This window comes from Paracraurococcus ruber (genome assembly GCF_004353985.1).
GTDB classification, from domain to species: Bacteria; Pseudomonadota; Alphaproteobacteria; order Acetobacterales; family Acetobacteraceae; genus Paracraurococcus; species Paracraurococcus ruber.
In genome coordinates this window covers 34,398-57,874 of the sequence record NZ_SMOA01000012.1, presented here as the reverse complement: position 1 = coordinate 57,874, position 23,477 = coordinate 34,398, and the positions used below count along the sequence as shown (strand labels likewise).

Genomic DNA, 23,477 nt, shown 5'->3' with positions numbered 1-23,477 from the left:
CCGCCCCGAACCGGCCGCGCCCCGCGCCAGGGCCGACCGTCGCGGGATCGGCCGGCACGGCCGCCCGGGGGCGGGCGCCGCCGCCGGCGGCGCCTATCCCGCGCTGCTCACCTGAATTGCAGTTGCGACGCACTCGCAATTAGCCTTCACTGCCACCGGTCATGTCCCGGAACACCACCATGGGCCGCATCCTGGCCTTCGCGCCGCGCCTCCTGCACGGCTATCCCAGCACGGCCGCGGCGCTGGAGCCGGCGGAAACCCTGCTGCTGCTCGCCACGCGCGGCTGGGTGGAGGATGCCCGGCGCGCGGCGGATCCGTGGCCGCGCCTCGGCGCCATGGCCGCCGCCGCCGGCCTGCCCCCGGCCGCGGCGTCGCTGGACATGCTGCTGCGCGTCATCGCCCGGACCGCCCGGCGGCCCTTGGCGATCGGCTGTCCCGGTTGCCCGGGGCTGGGCCCGGACGAGCAGCGCCTGCTGCATGCCGCACGGCTCGCCCAGGGCCGGGAGACCGGTCTGGCGCGGCAGGTCCTACGGGAGGGCTGGCTGTCCGACCAGGGTGCCCGCTTCGCCATCGGCCCGCTGCAGGGGCTGGGCGACCTGTTCCTGGCCGCCGGCTTCGTCTTGCGGCCCCGCCTGCTGCCCGACCGCATGGCGCCGGAGGACGGGGCCGCCGCGCCCTGGCCGGCCGCCCACCCGCCCCGCCACTGATCCGGGAGGCTTCCTTGCTCCGACACCATTCCATCGGCCCCGCGACCCTGGCCGCGCTCATGGCGGCGGATCGCCCGGCGCCGCGCGCCGCACCGCCGCGGCGCGGCGCGATCCCGCATCCCCCGGCCGCCCCGCCCCCGGGCGATGCCCGGGTGGCGGCCAACCGGCCGGCCGCCTCGACCCCAGGCGCGCGGCGCAGCGACGCCAGCGGAGAGCCGGCATGACCGCCTGCCTGCACCGCGAGGACGCGTCGGGGGGCTGCCCGGTCCGCGACCTGGAACCGGAGGCGCTGTTCTGCGTCGCGGTCCTGCGCCGCTGGGTCGCCGCCCGCCGGCCCGGCGCCGCCGATGCCCCCGATTGGCGCGAGGTCTGCCGCCAGGGCGAATTGCCGGATGCGGCGGTGCAGGCCTTCGACACCTTCCTGGATGCCATGCATCGCGGCATGCGGCGCCCGCTCGACATCCGCTGCTGCGCCTGCCCGGTGCTTGGCCGCGACGAGGCGCTGCTGCTGGCCATGCTGGAGGCGCTGCAGCGCCACGATGCCCTCGGCGCGCTGGACGTCCTGGCGGATTGGCTGGCGCCGCCCTGCGTCATGCCGGCCCTGCCGCTGGCCGAGAGGCTGGCCGCCGCCGCCGGCGACTGCGACATCCGCATCGCCGCGCCGGCCCCGGTCGGCCCGGACCCGGACCCGGACCACCGATCCGCCGGCCGGCCCACGCTGCATTGACGGCGCGCCCGACCCGGGCGGGGACGACGCCCGGCCGCGCCACGGGACTGCGGCAAGGGTCAGCGTCAAACCTGGGATTGGGCGGATTGATGCCGTTTTGACGCCGGCACGTGAAACCGGATGAGATACGCTAACCGCCAGGGAAGGATCGGTCGGGCGGGAGCCTGAGCGCCCTGCCGCGATGGCCGGGTGCCAGGTGCGGCACCGCCGCAGCGCGAGGATGGTTGGCGTGGACGATGGACGGGATGCCGGGCCGGCGCGGACCCGGCCGGAACTCTCCATCCGCCTGTTCGGCGCCTTCGAGGCGCGACAGGCCGACGGCGCCCCGGTCGCCGGCCTCGGCCGGCGGTCGGTGGCCCTGCTGGCCTGCCTGGCCGCGCCGCAGGCCCCGTGGTCGCGCGATGACCTCGCTGCCCTGCTCTGGCCGGGCCGCAGCCTGCGGCAGCGGCGCGGCAGCCTGCGGCAGGAATTGCTGCGGCTGCGCCGCGCCCTGGGCTGGCCGGCGCCGGCCGCCGCGGCGAGCGCGGAGTTTCCCTTCGGCCTGCCGATCGATGCCGGCATCGACGTGGTCGCCTTCCGGCAGACCCTGGCCGATCCCGGCCGCGGCACGGCCGCGGTGGCGCTGTACCGCGGCGACCTGCTGCAGGATGTCCGCTGCGAACCGGACGACCCCTTCGGCGACTGGCTGATGCGCGAGCGCGCGGCCCTGCGGCAGGCGGCGCTCGACCTCATGCTCGGCCTGCTGCGGGCCGGCGACGGCTCCGCCGCCCTGGCGCGGCGGGTGCTGGCGCTCGATCCGGCCAGCGAGGAGGTGCACCGCATCCTGATGCGGCACCATGCCGAGCGCGGCGACCTGCCGCGGGTGCTGGAACAGTACCGCGACTGCGCGGAGGCGCTGCGGTCCCGGCACGGCACGGATCCCATGCCGGAGACGCGGGCGCTGCTGGATGCGGCCACGGTGGCGCTGGGGGCGCGCCCGCCGCTGCCAGCCGCCGCGCCGGCCGGCGGCGTGACGCTGGACTGGATCCGCCGCGCCCCCGACCTGGCGCCGCTGCCGCAGGCGCCGGGCGCCATGGCGCTGCCGCCGGTGGCGGACCGGCCTTCCATCGCGGTGCTGCCCTTCGCCGACCTGTCGCACGACCCGCTGGCGCGCGACGTGCTGGCGGAAGGGCTGACGGAGGAGATCACCAACGCCCTGGCCCGGCTGCCCGGCTTCTTCGTGGTCGCCCGGCAATCGGCCATGGCCTATCGCGGCCTGCCGGTGGATGCGCGGCGGATCGCCGCCGAACTCGGCGTGCGCTACCTGGTGGAGGGCAGCGTCGAGCAGGATGGCCGGCGCATGCAGGCGAACCTGCGGCTGATCGAGGGCCGCACGGGCCAGCATCTGTGGGCCGAGACCGGCGGCGGGCCGATGGACGACCTGATGGCGGTGCGCGACCGGGTGGTCCACCGCCTCGCCAGCCGGCTGCAGCCCCGCCTGCTGCAGGAGGAGATCGCCCGCGCGGTCCGCCAGCCGCCGCGCGACCTGGATGCCTGGACCTGGCTGCAGCGCGCCAATGCCGTGCTGCTGCGCGGCCGCCATGCGGAGGCGCTGGACCGCGTGATGGAACCGCTTTCCCGCGCGCTGGAGCGCGACCCGCACTACGCCATGGCGCTGGCGCTGCTCTCCGCCGTGCATGCGTGGCGCGCGGTGTCGCAGAGCGTGCCGGACCCGCCGGCGGAGAAGCGCCTGGCGCGGGCGCGGGCGGAGGAGGCGCTGGCGCTGGACCCCGAGAACCCCTTCGTCCTGGTGCATTGCGCCGAATCCGCCATCTACTGCGCCGCCGACATCGACGCGGCGCTGCGCCTGCTGGAACTGGCGGTGGCGCGCGACCCGAACGACGCCAACGGGCGGGCGATGCTGGCGCATGTGCGCCGTTCTGCCGGGGAGGATCCGCGCGGCAGCCTGGACCTGCTGGACGAGGCGGTGCGGCTGAGCCCGCGCGACCCGCGCGCCTTCCTGTGGCACCACTACGCCAATTGGTGCCATTTCCGGCTGGGCGACCTGCCGGCGATGGAGGGCGCCTGCCGCCGCTCGATCGGCCTGTATGGCCGCTACCCGCTGAGCTGGATCGCGCTGACCAGCGCGCTGGGGCTGCAGGGCCGCGAGTCCGAGGCCCGCGCCGCCGCCACGGTGCTGCGGCAGATGCGCCCCAGCTTCAGCCCGGACGGCTTCTACGAGACCGCGCGCCACTTCTACGGCCGGCGCTTCCCCGGCCAGGTGGAGACCGAATACCAGGCGCTGCGCGGCGCCCTGCTGCGGGCCTTCGATGCCTGAGCCGCCCCCGGAGAGGAGACCCATGCCATGGTAAGGCTGATCGACGGCACCCCCGGGCCCGATACGCTGGTCGGCGATTCGGACATCCTCGACGAAATCCGCGGCGGCGGCGGCGATGACCGGCTCATCAGCCCCGGCCCCAGCACCGGCGCCGTCGACGTGCTGTTCGGCGAGGAGGGCAACGACACCATCCTGGCCTCCGGTTTCTCCGTCACCGCCGCTGGCGGCCCCGGGGACGACAGCATCTCCGCGGCCACCACCAGCCTGAACACGATCATCGGCGGCGACGGGAACGACACCCTGCTCGGCGGGACGGGCCCGGACTACCTGGCCGGCGACGAGGACGAGCTGTTCGCGAGCACCGGGCCGGCGACCGGCAACGACGTGCTGGTCAGCGGCGCCGATGGCGATGTCCTGTTCGGTGGTCCCGGCGATGATCTGATCGAGCCCGGCGCGCCGGGCGCCACCGTGGCGGACATCGTCGCCGGCGGCCCCGGCATCGATACGCTGGTCCTGCCCGGCCGTCCGGACCAGTACGACATCTTCTTCGACTCCGCTCTGCGGGTCTACCGGGCCATCGGGGTCGTGGGCGCAGTGGCGCTCACGGATACCGAGTTCAGCGATATTGAGCAGGTCGCCTTCGGGATCGGCGCCGTGGCGCTGAAGGCGGGCGACGTGCCGCTGGCCTTGGCCACGCTCGACAAGCTGCTGCCGGTCGGCGGCAACCGGCCGACCATCGCGCTGAGCGACACGGTCGAGGCCGCCGCCGGCACGACCGTCATCCCCATCAGCGTCGCCGACCTGCTGGCCAACGACTTCGATGCCGAGGGCGACGCCCTCGTCCTCGGCAGCTTCGACACCGGGTCGGCGCCGGCGACCTACCAGGTGCTGCCGGATGCGGCGGGCATCGCCGCCGCGGGCTACGACCCCGCCCGCTATGCCGGTGGGCTGATCCTGGTGACGCTGGCCACGCCCTTCACCCCGACGCTGACCTTCCGCTACACGCCCTTCGACCCGGTGCATGGCCTGGAGGGCAGCACCGGCATCGTCACGGTGGTGGCCGCGCCGCAGACCGGCGCCGCCGACGACCTGCTGCGCGGCACCATCGGCGGCGGCGAGATCATCCCCCTTTCGGTCCTGCTGGCCAATGACGCGCCGGACCTGACCGTCACCGGCCTGGTCGGCGGTTTCCAGATCGCACCGGGCGTGACCCAGGTGAACCGCTCCAACGGGTCCTTCATCCTCGACCTGCCGGCGCAGGTGGTCCGCTTCACCCATGCCAATAGCGGGCCCGACCTGATCAGCTTCCAGTACCAGGCGGCGGATGCACTCGGCGGGCTGTCTACCGCCACGGTCCAGATCCGCGTCGACAACCGGGCACCGGAGGTCTTCGACAGGGTCATCACCGTGCAGCCGGGCGTGACGACGACGGTGCTGCTGGACGACTTGGTCCGCGGCGGCGGCAACACCGACCCGGACGGCGACCCGCTGATCCTGGCCGGCTACCAGCTGCTGGCGCCCGGCAACCTGGGCAGCATCGCCTATTTCGCCGACCGCATCGAGTTCACGCCGGCGGCGGGCTATGCTGGCGGCTACGCCTTCGACTACTTCATCCAAGACGCGCCGGACCTGCTGGGCGCGCAGCGGGACACGCCGCGGGTCGGCGCGCTGCTGTCCTTCGCCGTGGCGGGCAGCCCGCCGGTCGCCGGCGACGACCAGCTGACCCTGCTGCATGACCGGCTGCTGGTGATCCCGGTGGCCGACCTGCTGGTCAATGACAGCGACCCGGATGGCGGGACGCTGTCGATCACCGGGCTGTTCACCGGCACCCTGGCGGGCACGGCGGTGCTGCTCGGCAACAGCATCTTCTTCACCCCCGCCGCCGGCTTCGTCGGCACCGACAGCTTCGCCTACGAGGTCACCGACGGCACGAGGACGGCGGTGGGGACGGTGCGCATCGCCATCACCAACACCGCGCCGGTCGCGCTGGACGACGCCTTCGTGACGCGGCCCGGCCTCGGCCGCATCCTGTCGCTGGCCGACCTGACGGGCAATGACATCGACGGCGATGGCGACGCGCTGACCATCACCGCCCTCTCCACGCCGGTGAACGGTTCGGTGCTGCTCAACGGCGACAGCGTCGTCTATGCGCCGGCGCCCGGGTTCATCGGCCGCGACAGCTTCACCTACACCATCAGCGACGGCATCGCGTCCAGCACGGCGACCGTCGTCTTCGACATGGTGAATTCCCCACCGGTGGCGGGCATCGACGGGCCGGTCGACGTCCGGCCGCGGGTGCCGCTCAGCGTCGACGTCGCCGGCCTGCTCCTCAATGACAGCGACCCCGACGGCGACGCGCTGCGCATCTCCGGCGTCGTCTTCGCGCAGCAAGGCCAGGTCACCTTCGACGGCGTCCAGTTCGTCTATCGGGCGCCGGCGGACTACGCGGGGCCGGACAGCTTCGGCTACTTCCTCACCGACGGCTACGTGGATGTCGTGGGGACGTTCCTGGTCAACGTGGTCAATTCCGCCCCGGTCGCCGGCACGGACGGACCCTTCGACATCCGGCCCGGCGTACCCCTGAACATCGATCCCAGCGCCCTGCTGGCCAATGACAGCGACGCGGACAACGATTTCCTCACCATCATCGGCGGCCTCGGCGCCCGGAATGGCGCCGTCATCTTCCGGCCCGACAACCTCGTCTACCGGTCCTCGCCGGGCTATGCCGGGCCGGACAGCTTCGGCTACCTGCTGACCGACGGCTTCGTCACGGTGCAGGGCGCCGTCGAGGTCAACGTCGTCAACGCCACCCCGGTCGCCGGCACGGACGGGCCCTTCGACATCCGGCCCGGCGTGCCCCTGAACATCGATCCCAGCGCCCTGCTGGCCAATGACAGCGACGCGGACGGGGATTTCCTGGAGATCATCGGCGGCCTCGGCGCCCTGAACGGCGATGTCACCTTCCGGCCCGACAACCTGGTCTACAAGTCCCGGCCCGGCTATGTCGGGCCGGACAGCTTCGGCTATTTCCTCACCGACGGCTATGTCACGGTGCAGGGCGCCATCGAGGTCAACGTCGTCAATGCCGCCCCGGTCGCCGGCACCGACGGTCCCTTCGATGTCCGCCCTGGCGTGCTCCGGCCCGGCGTGCCACTGAACATCGACACAAGCATCCTGCTGGCCAATGACAGCGACGCCGATGGCGACAGCCTGAGCGTGATCGCCGGCCTCGCCGCCCAGCACGGCAGCGTCACCTTCAACGGCCAGAACCTCGTCTACCAGTCCAACCCCGGCTATGTCGGGCCCGACAGCTTCGGCTACCTGGTCACCGACGGCTTCGAGACGGTGCAGGGCTCGATCCTCGTCAACGTGGTCAACAATCCACCGGTCGCCGTGACGGACGGGCCGTACCAGATCAGGCCAGGCGTGCGGCTCAGCATCGACCAGAGCCTCCTGCTGCAGAACGACGGCGACGCCGACGGCGATGGCTTCGAAGTCGTCGGCACGCTCAGGGCGGAGAACGGCACGATCTCCTACGACGGCCGCGTCTTCACCTATACGTCGAACCCGGGCTTTGTGGGGCGCGACAGCTTCGGCTACCGGATCAGCGATGGCTTCGTCATCTCGGATGGGACGGTGCTGGTCGATGTGGTCAACCGCGCGCCGGTCGCCGGCACCGACGGGCCCTTCGACATCCGCCCCGGCGTGCCGCTCAGCATCGACACCGGCGTCCTGCTGGCGAATGACAGCGACGCCGATCGCGATCCGCTGCGCATCTTCGGCGTGGTCTTCGCCGAGAACGGAACCGTCGACTTCGACGGCACGGAATTCGTCTACCGTTCCAAGCCCGGCTATTCCGGGCCGGACAGCTTCGGCTACCTGGTGACCGACGGCACCGTCGAGGTCGAGGGGCGGGTGCTGCTCAACGTGGTCAACAGCGCGCCGGTCGCCGGCACCGACGGGCCCTTCGCGGCGCTTCCCGACCAGCCCCTGGGCATCGATGTCGCCACGCTGCTGGCAAATGACAGCGATGCCGAAGGCGACGCCATCTCCGTGGTCGCGGCGGTCGGCGCCCGCAACGGCGCCGTGACCTTCGCCGGAAGCCAGCTCATCTACCAGCCACGGCCAGGCTATGCCGGGCCGGACAGCTTCGGCTATCGCCTCACCGATGGCTACGTGACCGTGGAAGGCACGATCCTGGTCAAGGTGGGCAATGCCCTGCCGGTTGCCGCCGCGGACGGGCCCTTCCAGGCCCGCTCCGGTCAGCCGCTCCGGCTCGAGGCCGGCCAGTTGCTGGCGAACGACAGCGACGCGGATGGCGACGCGCTGCGCATCGCCGACATCACCCCGCCGGGCGGCGGCACCGTCTCGATGCAGCCGGATGGCAGCCTGCTCTACCGCGCCGCTGCCGGCTTCACCGGGGCCGACAGCTTCACCTACCGCGTCACCGACGGCACGGCCGTGAGCGGCTTCGCCACCGTCGCGATCCTGGTCGAGGCGGCGAATGCCCCGCCCGTGCCGGTGGCGGATGCGTTCACGGCGCAGCCCGGCCGGGCGCTGGTCATCCCGGTGCTGACCGGCCTGCTGGGCAACGACAGCGATCCGGACGGCGATGCGCTGTCGGTGACCGCGGTGGGCAACGCGGTCGGGGGCACGGTCGCCCTCACCGGCGGGAATGCCGTGTTCACGCCGGCGCGCGGCTTCGTCGGCACCGGCGGCTTCAGCTACACCGTCGCCGATGGCGCGGGCGGCGTGGCCACCGGCATCGCGCAGGTGGCGGTGCTGCAATCGGCCCCGGCGGGCGGCGGCGGCACCGTGTTCACCGGCCCCGGCGACGACCGGGTCGATCTCGGCTTCCTGACGGAGCGGGTGCAGGCCAATGGCGGCACCGGCGACGACTCCATCATCGCGGGCAGCGGCGACGATGTGCTGGCGGGCGGCCCGGGCGATGACGCGCTGGATGGCGGCGGCGGCGGCGATCTGCTGAATGGCGGCACGGGCAGCGATACGATGCGCGGCGGCCCGGGCGACGATTCCTATGTCGTGGACGATCCCGGCGACCAGGTCGTCGAGCAGCCCGGCGAAGGCATCGACCAGGTCAGCACCCGCATCGACTGGGCCCTGGCGCCGGAGGTCGAGACGCTGATCCTGCTGGGAACCGAGGGGCTGCGCGGCCAGGGCAATGCGCTCGACAACCGGCTTCGCGGCAATGCCGGCGACAATCTTCTGGAAGGCCTGGCCGGCAACGACGCTCTCACAGGCGGTGCCGGCCTGGACACGCTGGCGGGCGGCGCCGGCCGCGATACCCTGACCGGCGGCGCGGACCGCGACCTGTTCCGCTTCGACGCGCCGTCCGACGGCCCGGACCGCATCTCGGACTTCACCCCGGGCCAGGACCAGATCGGCCTGTCGGCCGCCGGCTTCGGCCTGGGGCCGGGTGGGCTGTTGCTCGGCCAGGGGCAGGCGGCGGGCAGCGACCCGCAGCTTGTCTATCAGAGGACCAGCGGCACGCTGCTCTGGGACCAGGATGGCCAGGGGCCCGAGGCAGGGGTCGTGCTGGCCGTCCTCGCCGGCCGGCCGGCGCTCACGCTGGCCGACCTGGTCCTTCTCTAGAACGGATCGCGGCAGGGCCTGCGCGGACGCGGGACGCCGGCAGCGGCGCCGGACCCGGATCCTCCCAGGGGCTGGCGCCGAGCGAGGCGGGCGGGACGCCAGGCTGGGCGGCGGCGCCGATGGTTCCGGTGCCGGCCAGGGGGCGGTAGCCTCGCCCGGCGGGGCGGCAAGGCCCCGCGGGGAGGAACCACGCATGCAACGTCGTGCCATCCTGCCGGCGCTCGCCGGCCTGTCGCTGCCAGTCCGTGCGGGCCGGGCCCAGGGTTTGGGGCAGCCATCCTGGGCGCCGGACCGGCCCATCCGCCTGCTGGTTGGCTTCGCCGCCGGCGGCAGCACCGACACCGCCGCACGCATCCTGGCGCAGGCGATCTCGCCCGGGCTGGGGCAGACCGTGCTGGTGGAGAACCGCACCGGCGCCGGCGGCAACATCGCCTCCGAAGCGGTGGCCCGCAGCGCGCCGGATGGCTACACGCTGGTGATGGCCTCGATGGGCACGCATGCGGTGAACCAGGCGCTGTACAGGTCGCTGCCCTTCCACGTGGCCCGCGACTTCGCGCCGATCTCGCTGATGGTCTATTCCACCACCGTGGTGGTGGTGCATCCCTCGCCGCCGGTGCAGTCCATGGCGGAGCTGATCGCGCTGTCCAGGGCGCGGCCCGGCGGGCTGAATTGCGGCACGGGCGGCTCCGGCTCTTCGCAGCATTTCGCCGCCGCGCAGTTCGAGGAAGCGGCCAAGGTCAAGTTCTCCCTCGTGCACTACCGCGGCGGCGCGCCGGCCAATGCCGACCTGATCGCCGGCCGGGTCGATGTGGTGTTCTCCCCGATCATCGAGGCGATCCAGCAGATCCGCGCCGGGCAGCTGCGGGCCATCGGCGTGACCAGCCCGGATCGGTCGGCGCTGATGCCCGAGGTGCCGAGCATCGCCGAGACCCTGCCGGGCTTCACCTTCCGCAGCTGGCTTGGCGTGCTGGCGCCGGCGGGGACGCCGCCGCCGGTGATCGCCCGGCTGTCGGCCGAGATCCAGGCGGCGATGCGGGTGCCGGCCATGCGGGACCGCGTCGCCGGCCTGGGCTACGAGGCGGTGGGCAGCACGGCCGAGGAATTCGCCGCCTTCCAGGCGCAGGAAATCACCCGCACCGCGACGCTGGTCCGGATCTCCGGCGCAACGGTGGATTGAGCGCGGCGCGCCCCCGGGCGGCCTGCGTCCCGGTTCGCCCGGCGGCCCCCGGGATCGCGGCCGCGCGCCGGCACGGGGCACGGCAGGGCACCGGGCGGCCCGGCCGGACGACGCCGCCGAATGCCTCCGACGCCGCAGGGCCGGTGTCGCAGCCCGGCCTGGGCCAGGGCCGCGGGCAGCCGTGGCCCCTACAGCGCTGGGTGCCGGCGGTGCCAGTCCGTCGCCTGCTGGTAGGCATGGCCAGCCCGTGTCAGCAGATCCTCCTCGAAGTGGCGGGACACGAACTGGAAGGCGATCGGCGTACCACGCTCGGTGAAGCCGCAGGGCAGGGTGATGGTCGGGCTGCCGGTCATGTCGAAGGGGCAGGTGAAGCGCAGCAGCCGGGCGATCAGCGCAGGATCCTGACCCAGCGTCGCCATTCCGGCGACCGTGGGGGATGCGAAGCCCTGCGCAGGCACCACCAGCAGGTCGATGCCTTCGAACAGGGCCCGCACGCGGCCGGCGAAGTCGTGCCGCCGCAGCACGATCTTCTGGTAGTCGAGGCCGGAGACGCCGCGGCCCTGCTCGATCAGCGCCGACAGGGCCGGGCCGTATTCAGCCTTGCGGGCGGGATAGGTGGCCTCGTGCGCCACCGCGGTCTCGACGGCGCAGAGCGGGAACCAGTCCTCGATCACCTGGTCCACCGCGGGGAACCGCACCTCGCGGATCTCGCCGCCGAGCGCCGCGACGACGCGCAGCGCCTCCTCCGTCGCCCGCAGCATCTCCGCATCGGCGCCGGCATTGAAGTCCGCCGCCACGCCGATGCGCAGGCCCCGCAGCCCGCGGCCCAGCCCGGCCAGGTAGTTGGGCATCGGCTCCAGGCTCGCGGTCGGGTCTTTCGGGTCGGCGCCGGCGATGGCGCCGAGGATCGCGCCGCAATCGGCCGCGCTGCGCGCCATCGGCCCGACATGGTCCAGCGTCGCCGCCAGTTCGAACACGCCGTACCGGCTCACCCGGCCCCATGTGGGCTTGAGGCCGGTGACGCCGTTCGCCGCACTGGGGAACCGGATGGAGCCGCCGGTGTCGGAGCCGAGCGAGCCGTAGCAGAGCCCCGCCGCGGTGGCGACGCCGGAGCCGGAGGAGGAGGCGCCGGACCAGGTCGCCGCATCCCAGGGATTCACCGGTGCCGGCACGTCCGGATGGTGGTCGGCATAGGCGCCTTCGGTGAGCTGCAGCTTGCCGAGGATGACCGCGCCGGCGGCGGCCAGCCGCCGCACCACCGTCGCATCCTCCTCCGGCCGGAAATTCCGGTGGATGGGCATGCCGGCCGCCGTCGGCGCATCCCGCGTCCAGCAGAGATCCTTGACCGCGATCGGCACGCCATGCAGCGGGCCGCGGATATCGCCGCGGCCGATCGCCGCCTCCGCCGCGCGCGCCTGGGCCATTGCCTGGTCGGCCATGACATGGGCGTAGCTCCGCAGCCGCCCGTCCAGCGCGGCGATGCGGCCGAGCTGCGCGGTGGTTGCCTCGACCGGCGAGATCTCCCGCGCGCGGATCCGGCGCCCGATCTCCGTCAGCTCGAGGAAGTGCCAGTCCGTTCCGCTGGACGTCATCGCCCGTCTCCCTTCCGGTGATCGGCATCCGGTCGGCATCCTGCCGCCGGCGATCGGCGCATCGGCCGCGGCATTCTGCGCATGCCGGCATCGCGCGGCGCAAGGCACCGCACGGGCGTGGCAGCGGCCCCGGCATTGACAAGCCCCGGAACGCCGCCCTGGAATGCGGCGGCAAGGGGGATCGCGGCATGGACGACACCGCCGCCGTGCAGATCGGCAGCAACTCCCTGGCGGCCTCCGCGGGGCTCTATCAGCGGGCCCGCCGGATCATGCCGGGCGGCGCCACGCGGGTCACCATCTGGTGGCCACCGCACCCACCCTATGCCGTCTCCGGCCAGGGCTGCCGCGTGACCGATGCCGATGGCCGCGTCTTCCTCGACTTCTCCAACAATTTCTTCTCGCTGATCCATGGCCATGCGCATCCGGCGATCGTCGCCGCCGTGCAGGCGCAGGCGGCGCGCGGCATGGCCTTCGGCCTGCCGACGCAACTCGACGTGGAATTGGCCGAGGCGATCTGCGGCCGCGGCGTCCCCGGCCTCTCGCAGATCCGCTTCTGCAACAGCGGGTCGGAAGCGGTGATGTTCGCCATCAAGGCCGCCCGCGCCGCCACCGGCCGGCCGAAGATCGCCAAGATGGAAGGCGGCTACCACGGCGCCTATGACCATGTGGAGGTGAGCTACGACAGCGGCCCGGCGAACTGGGGCGCGCCGGACGCGCCGGCCCGCAACGCCTACACCAAGGGCACGCCGCCCGGCGTGCTGGCCGACACAGTGGTGCTTCCCTTCAACGACCTGCCGGCGAGCCTGGCGCTGATCGAGGCCCATGCGCGCGACCTGGCCGCCGTGGTGCTGGACCCCATCCCCTCCCGCGTCGGCATGGTGCCGGGCACGCCGGACTACCTGCAGGGGCTGCAGGCGGCCTGCCGGCGCCACGGCATCCTGCTCATCCTCGACGAGATCATCTGCTTCCGCCTGCACCCGCAGGGGGCGCAGACGCTGTTCGGCCTGCAGCCGGACTTCACCACGCTGGGCAAGATCATCGGCGGCGGCCAGCCGGTGGGCGCGGTGGCCGGCACGAGGGATGCGATGGCGGTGTTCGATGCCAGCATGGGCCGCCCGGTGGTGCCGCATGGCGGCACCTTCTCGGCCAATCCCATCACCATGGCGGCCGGCATCGCCTCGCTGCGGCTGCTTGATGCCGCGGCGCACCGGCACCTGGATGTGCTTGGCGAGGCGGTGCGGGACCGCATGCGGGCCGCCATCGCCGCCGCCGGTGTGCCGGGGCAGGTCACCGGCATGGGGTCGCTGTTCCGCCTGCACCTGCACGACCGGCCGATCCGCACCTACCGCGACGCCTATCCGACGCAGGCCGAGAGCGCCCGGCAATCCGCGCTGTTCGGCTTCCTGCTGGCGCATGGCATCCTGACCACGCCCAACATCTCCGGCGCCCTGTCCACCCCGATGACGGCGGCGGAGGTGGAGGAATTCGGCGCGGCGCTGGACGCCGGGCTGCGGGCCATCGCCTAGGTGTCGTCCATCCGGCTGGACGGCGTGGCACGCCGCTATGGCGCGGTGGCGGCGCTGGAGGATGTCTCGCTCGAGGTCGCGCAGGGCGAGTTCGTGACGATCCTCGGCCCCAGCGGGTCGGGCAAGACTACCATGCTGACGGTGGTGGCCGGGCTGAACCGGCCGACCGCCGGGCGCATCCTGATCGGCGGCCGCGACGTCACCGACCTGCCGGCGGCGCAGCGCAACATCGGCCTGGTGTTCCAGAGCTATGCGCTGTTCCCGCACATGACGGTCGCCGACAACATCGCCTTCCCGCTCTCGGTCCGCGGCGTCGCAGCCGGGGAGGCGCGGCGGCGCGTGGCGGAGGCGCTGGCGCGGGTGCGGCTGGAGGGGTTCGAGCGGCGCAAGCCCTCGCAGCTTTCGGGCGGCCAGCAGCAGCGCGTCGCGCTGGCCCGCGCCATCGTCTTCAGCCCGGACATCCTGCTGCTGGACGAACCCCTGGGCGCGCTGGACCGCAAGCTGCGTGAGGAGGTGCAGATCGAACTGCGCCGGCTGCAGCGCGACCTCGGCATCACCACCGTGCTGGTGACGCATGACCAGGAGGAGGCGCTGTCGCTCTCCGACCGGATCGTGGTGCTGAGCGAGGGGCGGGTGCAGCAGATCGCCGCGCCGCAGGAGGCCTATCGCCGGCCGCGCAACCGCTTCGTGGCGGATTTCCTCGGCACCGCCAACCTGTTCGAGGGCCGGGTGGCCGAGGACGCCGGCGCGCTGCTGCTGGCGGACGGCACGCGGCTGCGCTGCGACACCACGGGGCAGTCGCCCGGCCGCCCGGTGACGGCACTGATCCGCCCCGAATGCCTGCGCCTGGCGCCGCCCGGCCCGGACGGGCTGGCGGCGCGCGTCGCGGAGGTGATCTATCTGGGCCAGTCCGTCCGCTATCACCTGGACAGCGCGGCCGGGCCGCTGGTGGCTGCGGCGGTGGACCGGCGCGGCGGCTTCGCCGCGGGCGATGCGGTGGCGCTGGACTGGGATGCCGCCGATGCCTGGATGATTCCCGGCTGATGCCGGGGCGCGTTGCGCCAACGCCGCTTCCGTGCCGGAATGCGGCGCGATCCTCCCCAGGGCCAGGAGACCAGGCGATGACCACCAGGCGGACCATCCTCCAGGGCGCGGCGCTGGTCGCGGCGCCCGGCCTGCTGCGCGCCCAGGGCGCGGCGCGCGAGATCCGCATGGTGGAGGCCGGCGGCCTGTCCGGCGATTCGATCGAGGTCGGCTATGTCCGCCCCTTCACCGCGCGCACCGGCATCCGCGTGGTGCGGGAGAATCCGAACCAGCTTGGGAAGCTGCGCGCCATGGTGGAATCGCGCAGCGTCACCGCCGTGCTGTTCGAACTCGGCAGCCTGTCCACCGCCATCGCCCAGGCGGCCGGCATGATCGAGCCGCTGGACTGGGCCGCGATCGCCCCCGACCCGATGTTCGACGAGGCGCGGCTGCCGCATGCCTTCGGCTACCAGTACTACTCCACGCTCATGGCCTGGCGCGCCGATGCGAAGCCGCTGCGGTCCTGGGCGGATTTCTGGAACGCCCGCGAATTCCCCGGCAAGCGCACCCTGCCGGACAATTTCACCCTGGCGCTGCCCATGGCCCTGCTGGCCGATGGCGTGGCGCCGGACAAGCTGTATCCGCTGGACCTCAACCGCGCCTTCCGCAGCCTGGAACGCATCAAGGGCAGCGTCGCCGTCTGGTGGGCGGCCGGCGCGCAGCCGCCGCAGCTGCTGAAGGACAATGAGGTGCAGTACGCGGCCTCCTACTCGGGGCGCGTGGCCGGGCAGGCGGGGATCGGGCTGACCTATGCCCAGGGGCTGCTCGACCTGTCCTATTTCGTCGTGCCCAAGGGCGCCAGCCCCGCCGAAAAGGCGGCGGCCATGGGCCTGCTGCACGAGATGTCGGTCGCCGCCAACCAGGCCAAGGCGGCCGAGGTCATTTCCTACACCGGCGCCAGCCCGCAGCTGGATGCGCTGCTGCCGCAGGCGAAGCTGGGCGAATTCCCGACGACGCGGGAGAACAAGGCGGTGCAGGTACTGGGCAACCCCGCCTGGTGGGCGCAGAACCGCGACGCGGTGGAGCGGCGCTGGCAGGAGTTCAAGCTGGGGCTGTAGCGCATGGCCGGCCGCCGCCTGCCGGCCGAACTCGGCTATGTCCTGCCGCTGCTGGGGCTGATGCTGGCTGCCTTCGTGCTGCCCATCGGCCTCATGCTGGCACGCAGCGTGCTCAACCCGGGGCCGCCGCCGGAACCGACGCTGGAGCATTACCAGGCGCTGCTGGAGACCGCGGTCTATCTCCGCGTGCTCGGCCGCACCTTCCGCATCGCGCTGGTCACCACCGTGGCCTGCGCGCTGCTGGGCTACCCGCTGGCCTATTGGATGCGCGGACTGCCGCCGCAGCGGCAGGTGCTGGCCGTGGCGCTGGTGGTGCTGCCCTTCTGGATCAGCATCCTGGTGCGCACCTATGCCTGGATCGTGGTGCTGGGGAATGCCGGGCTGGTGAACCGGCTGCTGCTCGACCTCGGCCTCGTCGCCGCGCCGGTCGCCTTCCTGTACAACGAGACGGGGGTGATCATCGGCACCACCAATGTCCTGCTGCCCTTCCTGGTGCTGCCATTGTTCGCCGCCATGCTGCGGATCGACCCGCGGCTGCTGCAGGCGGCGGAATCGCTCGGCGCCTCGCGGTTCACGGTGTTCCGCCGGGTCTTCTTCCCGCTCAGCCTGCCGGCGCTGGCGGCCGGCGCCATCCTGGTCTTCATCCTGACCTTCGGCTTCTACATCACCCCAGCCATCCTGGGCGGCGGGCGGGTGCCGATGGTGGCCAATGCGCTGGACCTGCTGATCAACCAGTTCGCGCGGTGGGAGGCGGCGGCGGCGCTGTCCACCATCCTGCTGGTCGTCACGCTGGTCTGCTTCGCGCTGTCCCGCTGGGTCGGCGCGCGCGGGGCGACGTCGTGACCCGGCGGCTGCTGGCGCTGCATGGCGTGCTGGTGCTGGCCTTCCTGTGCCTGCCGATCGCGGTCGTCATCCCGATGTCCTTCTCCAGCGCCAGCTCGCTGGAATTCCCGCCGCCCGGGTTGTCGCTGCGGTGGTACGACAGCTTCTTCGGCGATGCCCGCTGGGTGGCGGCGCTGGTGAACTCCGCCCTGGTCGCCCTGGCCTCCTCCACCGCCGCGCTGCTGCTCGGCGGCATCGCCGCTTATGGCCTGGTACGGGGGACCTTCCGCGGCCGGCCGCTGATCGAAGGCATCTTCATCGCGCCGCTGGTCGTGCCCAGCGTCATCGTCGCGGTTGCGCTCTACATCGCCTTCGCCCAGGCCGGGCTGCTGGGCACGATGCCCGGCCTGGTCGTCGCCCATACCGTCCTCGGCGTGCCCTATGTGGTGCTGGTGATGTCGGTGGCGATCCGGTCCTTCGACCCGCGGATCGAGCAGGTGGCGCTCAGCCTCGGCGCCTCCACCGCCACCATGGTGCGGCGGGTGCTGCTGCCCAACCTGCTGCCCAGCGTCTTCGCCGCCTGGATCTTCGCCTTCATCACCAGCTTCGACGAGGTGATCGTCACGCATTTCATCGCCGGCCGCTTCGACACGGTGCCGAAGCGCATGTTCAACGAGCTGGTGCTGCAGGTGAACCCGACCATCACGGCCATCGCCACCCTGCTGATCGCGGTCAGCTTCGTGGCGATCGCGCTGATCCTGTGGCTGCTGCGGCGCGGCGGCGTGCGGCTTGCCGCGCTGACCTGACGGGCGCCGGGCCCGGCCAGGCCCGCCGCAGCTGCCCGCGCGCCCGATCACCTTCCGGCCAGCCCAGGCTGCCGCAGGTTGACATGGCCGGCACGCCGCTAGCCTTCTCCGGGACCGCATCGGCATGAGGTCGGCCTTGCTGTCCGGCGGACGCAGAACGTCCCGCCCCCCGCGCACCATCGAACCGGCATCGCCGGGTGCGTCGCACGCGGCCGCCGCGGCAGCGCGCCCGGCCTCCCGCAGGCCCGCCTTCCCCGGGACCGGGAACGGTTGCCGGCGGGCCGCGCTGGTCCGGGCGGAGCGGGCGGGCACCGCAGCCGCAGGGTTCGCCCAGCCGGACGCGCCGGGCCTGGGCGCCTGCGGTCGGGTGGGACCCGGTCGGGCCGGGGGCGGCCGCCCCCTCCTCCGCCCCGATGCGCCACGCAGCTGAGGACCCCCATGCCGGAGCCGATTGCCACCCCTGCCGCCAAGGCCAGCACCGGCGTCGCCGGCCTCGACGACGTGCTTGCGGGCGGGCTCGCGCGCGGCCGCGTCTATTTGCTGGAAGGTACGCCGGGCACCGGCAAGACCACGCTCGCGCTGCAATTCCTGCTCAACGGGGCGGCGCAGGACGAACGCGGGCTGTATGTCACGCTGTCCGAATCCGATGCCGAGCTGCGGGACGGCGCCGCATCGCATGGCTGGACCCTGGGCCCGGCGATCGAGGTGTTCGAGCTGGTGCCGCCCGAAAGCCTGCTCGACGCCGACCAGCAGCAGAGCCTGCTCTATTCCTCCGACCTCGAGCTGGGCGAGACCACGCGGCAGATCTTCGACGCCGTCGAACGCACCCGCCCCGAACGGATCGTGCTCGACAGCCTGTCGGAGATCCGGCTGCTGGCCCAGTCCTCGCTTCGCTACCGGCGGCAGATCCTCGCGCTCAAGCACTATTTCGCGCGGCATGGCGCGACCGTCCTGATGCTCGACGACCAGACGACCGAGGCCGAGGACAAGACGGTCCACAGCGTCGCGCATGGCGTGATCCGGCTGGAGGAGCTGGCGCCGTCCTACGGGGCGGAGCGGCGGCGCCTGCGGGTGGTGAAGTATCGGGGGCAGCGGTTCCGCGGCGGCTTCCACGACTTCGCCATCGAGACCGGCGGCGTGCGCGTCTTCCCCCGCCTCGTCGCCGCCGAGTACCGGCGCGATTTCGCGCGGACGCGCCAGGGCAGCGGGGTGGCGGAGCTCGACCTGATCCTCGGCGGCGGGGTCGAACGCGGGTCGAGCACCCTGCTCATCGGTCCCGCCGGGTCGGGCAAGTCGCTGCTGGCCCTGCAATTCGTCGCCGCCACGGCGGCGCGGGGGGAGCGGGCCGCGCTCTATGTCTTCGACGAGGAGCTGGGGCTGCTGTTCAACCGCGCCCGCGATCTCGGCTTCGACCTGGCGGCGTTGCAGGGCTCCGGCGCGCTGCTGGTGGAGCAGGTGGATGCCGCCGAGCTCTCGCCGGGCGAGTTCGCCCACCGGGTGCGGGAAGGCGTCGCGGCGCGCGGCATCAGCACGGTCGTGATCGACAGCCTGAACGGCTACCAGGCCGCGATGCCGGAGGAGCGCGACCTGGTGCTGCATGTGCACGAGCTGCTGCAGTACCTGAACCGGCAGGGCACCACCACCTTCCTGCCGGTGGTGCAGCACGGGCTGGTGGGGGACATGCGGTCCCCCGTGGATGTCACCTACCTCGCCGACACGGTCGTGATGCTGCGCTTCTTCGAAGCGGCGGGCCGGGTACGCCGGGCGATCTCGGTCATCAAGAAGCGCGCCGGGCCGCATGAGGACACGATCCGGGAGTTCCGCATCGGCGCGAGCGGCATCACCATCGGCGCGCCGCTCGCGGCCTTCCAGGGCGTGCTGCGCGGCGTGCCCACCTACATCGGGGAAGGCGGCCCCCTGCTGCCGGATCCGGCGTCGTGACCGGCGGCGGCGCCCTGTCGGAACGCGCGCTGGTGCTGGCCCCGCGCGGCCGCGACGCCAAGCTCGCCGTCGCCCTGCTGCGGGAAGCCGGGCTGGCGGCCGAGGCGGTCGGCGGCATCGGCGCGCTGGTCGCCGGGCTCGACCGCGGCGCCGGCCTTGCCGTGGTGGCGGAGGAGGCATTCCGCGATGCCGACCTGGCGCCGCTCGCGGCCTGGCTCGCCGCGCAGCCGCCCTGGTCCGACCTGCCCTTCCTGCTGCTCACCGGCCGCGGCAGCGGGCCCGAGCGCAATCCCGCGGCCGCCCGGCTGTGGGAGGTGCTGGGAAACGCCTCCTTCCTCGAACGGCCTTTCCACCCGACCACCCTGGTCAGCGTCGCCCGCGCGGCGCTGCGCGGGCGTCGCCGCCAGTACGAGGCGCGCGCCCGGCTGGAGGAGGTCCGCCACGCCGAGGACGCGCTGCGCCGCGCCAACGAAAGGCTGGAGGAGCGGGTGGCCGAGCGGACGCAGGCGCTGGTCGAGGCGAATGCGCGGCTCACCGAGCAGATGGCCGAGCGCGGCCGGGTCGAGGAGCAGCTCCGGCAGTCGCAGAAGGTCGAGGCGATCGGCCAGCTGACCGGCGGCGTGGCGCACGACTTCAACAACCTGCTGATGGCCGTGCTCGGCAACCTCGCCCTGCTGCGCAAGCGGCTGCCGCCGGAGGATGCGCGGGCGCTGCGGCTGGTCGAGGGCGCGATGATGGGCGCGCAGCGCGGTGCGGCGCTGACGCAGCGCCTGCTCGCCTTCGCCCGGCGGCAGGAATTGCGGCCGGAGCCGGTCGATCTGCGCCTCCTCGTCGACAGCATGGGGCAGCTGCTGCGCCGCTCGCTCGGCCCGCGCGTGTCGATCGCGGTGGAGGCGGCGGCGGACCTGCCGGCCGCACTGGCGGATGCGAACCAGCTGGAGCTCGCCCTGCTCAACCTGGCGGTCAATGCGCGCGACGCGATGCCGGAAGGCGGGCGGCTGACGATCTCCATCGCCCGCCTGCCGCCGGGGGACGGGCCGGCCCGGCTCCGCCCGGGCGACTACCTGTCGCTGGCGGTGCGGGACGAGGGCGAGGGCATGCCCGCCGAGGTGGTGGCGCGCGCGGTCGAGCCCTTCTTCTCGACCAAGCCGCTCGGCCAGGGGACCGGCCTCGGCCTGTCCATGGTGCATGGCGTGGCGCGGCAGCTCGGCGGCGACCTGCGGCTGTCGAGCATGGTCGGGCGCGGCACCACCGCGGAGATCATCCTCCCCGTCGCCGCCGCCGCGGCGGTGCCGGGCGCCGGGCCGCCGGCCGCCGCCGCCGGGCAGGAGAGGGCGCGCCCCGCCCGCATCCTGCTGGTGGACGACGACCCCCTGGTGCTGAGCGGCACCGCCGACATGCTGCTCGACCTCGGCCACACGGTGGTCGAGGCCGAGAGCGGCGAGCGGGCGCTGGCGGCGCTGCGCGGCGGCGTCGAGGTGGACCTGCTGGCGACCGACTACGCCATGCCCGGGATGACCGGGCTGGAGCTGGCGCGGGCCGCGCGCGGCCTGCGCCCCGACCTGCCCGTGGTGCTGGCGACCGGCTTCGCCGAACTGGCCGAGGGCGCGGTCCCGGCCGGCGTGCCGCGCCTCGCCAAGCCCTACCGGCAGGACCAGCTGGAGGCGGCGATCGCCCGGGCGCTGCCGCGCGCGGCCGAGTGACGCCGGGCGCGGCCCTGTCCATCGGCCCCAACGCCGCCGTTGACACGGGCCACGGTCCCCCAGCACAAGGCCGGGACCGATGCTCGCCATCCTCCGCCGCCTCCGCCTGGCCCGCCTGCTCGCCGTCCTGGCCATCCTGGTGATGGCGGGGCTGGGCCAGCATCTGCATGCCGCCGAGGCGCCGGGCGATGCAGGCGCCCTGCCGGCCACCACGCTCGCCGCGCCGGTGGCCGGCGGCGGGGAGGACGGCGGCCAGGCCGTTGTGGCCGACACCCACTGCGCCGCCTGCCATCTGGTCCGGGCCACGCCCGCGGCCGCCGGGTCGATCCGGCAGCCGGCCTTCCGGTCGCTCGGCATCCTGCGTCCGGCCGATAGCCTGCAGCCCGATCTCGCCAGGCCCGAAGGGCCGACGCGGCCCCCCAGGCGCGCAGCCGCCGTCTAGGACCGCCGGGGGCGTTCCCCGGGGCGGATCGCGGCGGGCCGGCACCGGCCCAATGCGCCGGCCTCCCTCGCCAAGGGCGCAGGGGGCCGGCCTGCGCGCGCCATGCCGCGCGCAGACCGCCCCTCCGCGCGTCAGCCGGTCCAGGCCCTCGTCCGCAGAGCGGGTCCGCGTCGCCGCGCCACCATGCCGGCCCGTGACCTGCTCGGGCCGCGACCGTCCTGACGGGCGGGCGCGGCGTCCCCGCCATGCCCCGAGCCCATCGGACACCACCCCATGCCCATCCTCCGCGCCCTGCGCGCCGCGCTTGCCGCCGGCTGCCTGCTGGCCCCGGCCGCGCCTGCCCTTGCCCATGCGGGCCATGACAACGCCCCGGCGGCTGCCGCGCCGGCCCGCCCCCGCCTCGCCCTCCATACCGACCTGTACGAGGTCGTCGCGGTGCGGGAGGCGGCGGACCGCCTGCGGATCTGGGTCGACCTGTTCGACGGCAACGCGCCCGTGGCCGATGCCCGGCTCGAGGTCACGATCGCCGATGGCCCCGCCGTCGCGGCGGAGCCCGAGGCGGACGGCACCTACCGGCTGACCAGCCCGCTGCTCGCCCGCGCCGGGCAGCCGCTCGACCTCGTCGTCTCGGTCACCGCCGGCCCGGCCGGCGACGACCTGCTGACCGGCACGCTGCCAGCGCTGCCGCTGCCGGACCCGCATGCCGGCCCCTTCGCGGATCCCTGGCATGCCGCGCTCGAATGGATGGCGCACCAGCCCTGGCTGGTGGCCGGCGGCGGCGCCCTGCTCGGGCTGCTCGCCGGCACGATGCTGGCCCGCCCCCGACGCCGCCGCGCGCCAGGCCGGCGCCGGGCCGTCGCCGCTGTCCTCGCGCTGGTCCTGCTGCCGCTGCCCGGCCGGGCGGGGCCCGGGCACGACCATGGCGAGGCCGACGCCCCGGCCGCGTCCACGGCGGTGGACGCGCCGTCCCGCCTGCCGGACGGCGGCGTCTTCCTGCCCAAGGTCAGCCAGCGCCTGCTGGAGGTGCGGACGAGCATCCTGCGGGAGGCGGAGGCGTCGCGCACCGTCACGCTGGTCGGGCGCATCGTCGCCGACCCCAACCGCGGCGGCCTGGCGCAGAGCCTGGCCGGCGGCCGCATCCTGCCGCCGGAGGGCGGGCTGCCGCGGCTGGGCCAGGCGGTGCGGCGCGGCCAGGTGCTGGCGATCGTCGAGCCGCCGATCCCGGTCGCCGACCAGACCACCATCGCCGAGCGATCCGGCGACCTGGAGCAGCAGATCGCCGCCGCCGAGGCCCGGCTTGCCCGCGCCCGCAACCTCGCCGCCTCCGGCGCCGGCACGCGCGTGCAGGTGGCGGATACGGAAATCGAGCTGGACGGGCTGCGCCGCCGGCGCGTCCTGCTCTCGCAGAGCCGCGTCGCGCCGGAGGTGATCCGTGCGCCGGCGGACGGCATCGTCGCCACCGCGCGCGCCGCCGCCGGCCAGGTGGTCGCCGCGCAGGACGTGCTGTTCCAGGTCGTGGATCCCGCCGGCCTCTGGGTCGAGGCGCTGGTCTTCGGCGCCGATGCGGCGCGCGAATTCCGCGGCGCCACCGCCGCGGTGCGCGGCGGGGCGCCGATGCGGCTGGCGCTGCAGGGCTTCGGCCGGGCGGTGCAGCAGGGCGCCACCCTGGTGCAGTTCCGGGTGGAGGACCCGCCGCCCGGCCTCGCGCTCGGCCAGCCGGTGACCGTGGTGGCCGAGCTGGCCGAGCCGGTGAACGGCCTGATCCTGCCGCGCGCGGCGGTGGTGCGGGCCGGCAATGGGGAGCAGGTGGTCTGGCGGCATGTCGGGCCCGAGAGCTTCGCCGCCGCGCCGGTGCGGGTGGAGCCGCTGGATGCCGCGCGGGTGCTGGTGGTGGCCGGGCTGCGCGCCGGGGAGCGCGTGGTGGTCCAGGGCGCCGGCCTCGTGAACCAGGTGCGGTGAGGCG

15 protein-coding genes are annotated in these 23,477 nt (G+C 73.9%); 14 read left to right on the top strand and 1 reads right to left on the bottom strand.

The window, feature by feature from the left end:
* Positions 1 to 161 precede the first annotated feature (161 nt).
* The 5 genes from E2C05_RS04825 to E2C05_RS04805 all read left to right on the top strand — a co-directional run bounded on the left by E2C05_RS04825 (position 162) and on the right by E2C05_RS04805 (position 10,541).
* Complete coding sequence (locus E2C05_RS04825) at positions 162 to 707, top strand: hypothetical protein (RefSeq protein ID WP_133218470.1); 546 nt, start codon at positions 162 to 164, stop codon at positions 705 to 707.
* 220 nt (positions 708 to 927) lie between these two features.
* Entirely contained in the window at positions 928 to 1,434 is a 507-nt protein-coding gene (locus tag E2C05_RS04820) for a hypothetical protein (protein ID WP_133218469.1), read from the top strand.
* A gap of 229 nt (positions 1,435 to 1,663) precedes the next feature.
* Complete coding sequence (locus E2C05_RS04815; protein WP_133218468.1) at positions 1,664 to 3,751, top strand: BTAD domain-containing putative transcriptional regulator; 2,088 nt, start codon at positions 1,664 to 1,666, stop codon at positions 3,749 to 3,751.
* Positions 3,752 to 3,778: 27 nt separating this feature from the next.
* Entirely contained in the window at positions 3,779 to 9,364 is a 5,586-nt protein-coding gene (locus E2C05_RS04810; protein ID WP_133218467.1) for an Ig-like domain-containing protein, read from the top strand.
* Between the two features lie 193 nt (positions 9,365 to 9,557).
* Positions 9,558 to 10,541, top strand: a complete 984-nt coding sequence (locus E2C05_RS04805) for a Bug family tripartite tricarboxylate transporter substrate binding protein (protein WP_158291955.1) — start codon at positions 9,558 to 9,560, stop codon at positions 10,539 to 10,541.
* A gap of 188 nt (positions 10,542 to 10,729) precedes the next feature.
* Here the strand turns inward: E2C05_RS04805 and E2C05_RS04800 are convergent, their stop codons facing one another.
* Positions 10,730 to 12,133, bottom strand: a complete 1,404-nt coding sequence (locus E2C05_RS04800) for an amidase (RefSeq protein WP_133218465.1) — start codon at positions 12,131 to 12,133, stop codon at positions 10,730 to 10,732.
* Between the two features lie 188 nt (positions 12,134 to 12,321).
* Here E2C05_RS04800 and E2C05_RS04795 point away from each other — a divergent pair, with 188 nt between their 5' ends.
* The 9 genes from E2C05_RS04795 to E2C05_RS04755 all read left to right on the top strand — a co-directional run bounded on the left by E2C05_RS04795 (position 12,322) and on the right by E2C05_RS04755 (position 23,473).
* Positions 12,322 to 13,659 (top strand): aspartate aminotransferase family protein, encoded by a 1,338-nt coding sequence (locus E2C05_RS04795; protein WP_200305536.1) that lies wholly within the window; start codon positions 12,322 to 12,324, stop codon positions 13,657 to 13,659.
* Between the two features lie 24 nt (positions 13,660 to 13,683).
* Complete coding sequence (locus E2C05_RS04790) at positions 13,684 to 14,703, top strand: ABC transporter ATP-binding protein (RefSeq protein WP_240046570.1); 1,020 nt, start codon at positions 13,684 to 13,686, stop codon at positions 14,701 to 14,703.
* A 77-nt stretch (positions 14,704 to 14,780) separates the two neighbouring features.
* A complete protein-coding gene (locus E2C05_RS04785) occupies positions 14,781 to 15,800 on the top strand; it encodes an extracellular solute-binding protein (RefSeq protein ID WP_133218463.1) in 1,020 nt (339 codons plus the stop codon).
* Between the two features lie 3 nt (positions 15,801 to 15,803).
* A complete protein-coding gene (locus E2C05_RS04780) occupies positions 15,804 to 16,643 on the top strand; it encodes an ABC transporter permease (RefSeq protein ID WP_133218462.1) in 840 nt (279 codons plus the stop codon).
* Positions 16,640 to 17,428 (top strand): ABC transporter permease, encoded by a 789-nt coding sequence (locus E2C05_RS04775; protein ID WP_133218461.1) that lies wholly within the window; start codon positions 16,640 to 16,642, stop codon positions 17,426 to 17,428. Before E2C05_RS04780 ends, E2C05_RS04775 begins: the two co-directional genes overlap by 4 nt.
* 438 nt (positions 17,429 to 17,866) lie before the next feature.
* Complete coding sequence (locus tag E2C05_RS04770) at positions 17,867 to 19,369, top strand: ATPase domain-containing protein (RefSeq protein WP_133218460.1); 1,503 nt, start codon at positions 17,867 to 17,869, stop codon at positions 19,367 to 19,369.
* Complete coding sequence (locus E2C05_RS04765; protein ID WP_240046569.1) at positions 19,366 to 21,072, top strand: ATP-binding protein; 1,707 nt, start codon at positions 19,366 to 19,368, stop codon at positions 21,070 to 21,072. Before E2C05_RS04770 ends, E2C05_RS04765 begins: the two co-directional genes overlap by 4 nt.
* A 79-nt stretch (positions 21,073 to 21,151) precedes the next feature.
* Entirely contained in the window at positions 21,152 to 21,514 is a 363-nt protein-coding gene (locus tag E2C05_RS04760; protein ID WP_133218459.1) for a hypothetical protein, read from the top strand.
* Between the two features lie 273 nt (positions 21,515 to 21,787).
* Positions 21,788 to 23,473, top strand: coding sequence for an efflux RND transporter periplasmic adaptor subunit (locus E2C05_RS04755; protein ID WP_133218458.1), 1,686 nt, complete (start codon positions 21,788 to 21,790; stop codon positions 23,471 to 23,473).
* Positions 23,474 to 23,477: the final 4 nt, after the last annotated feature.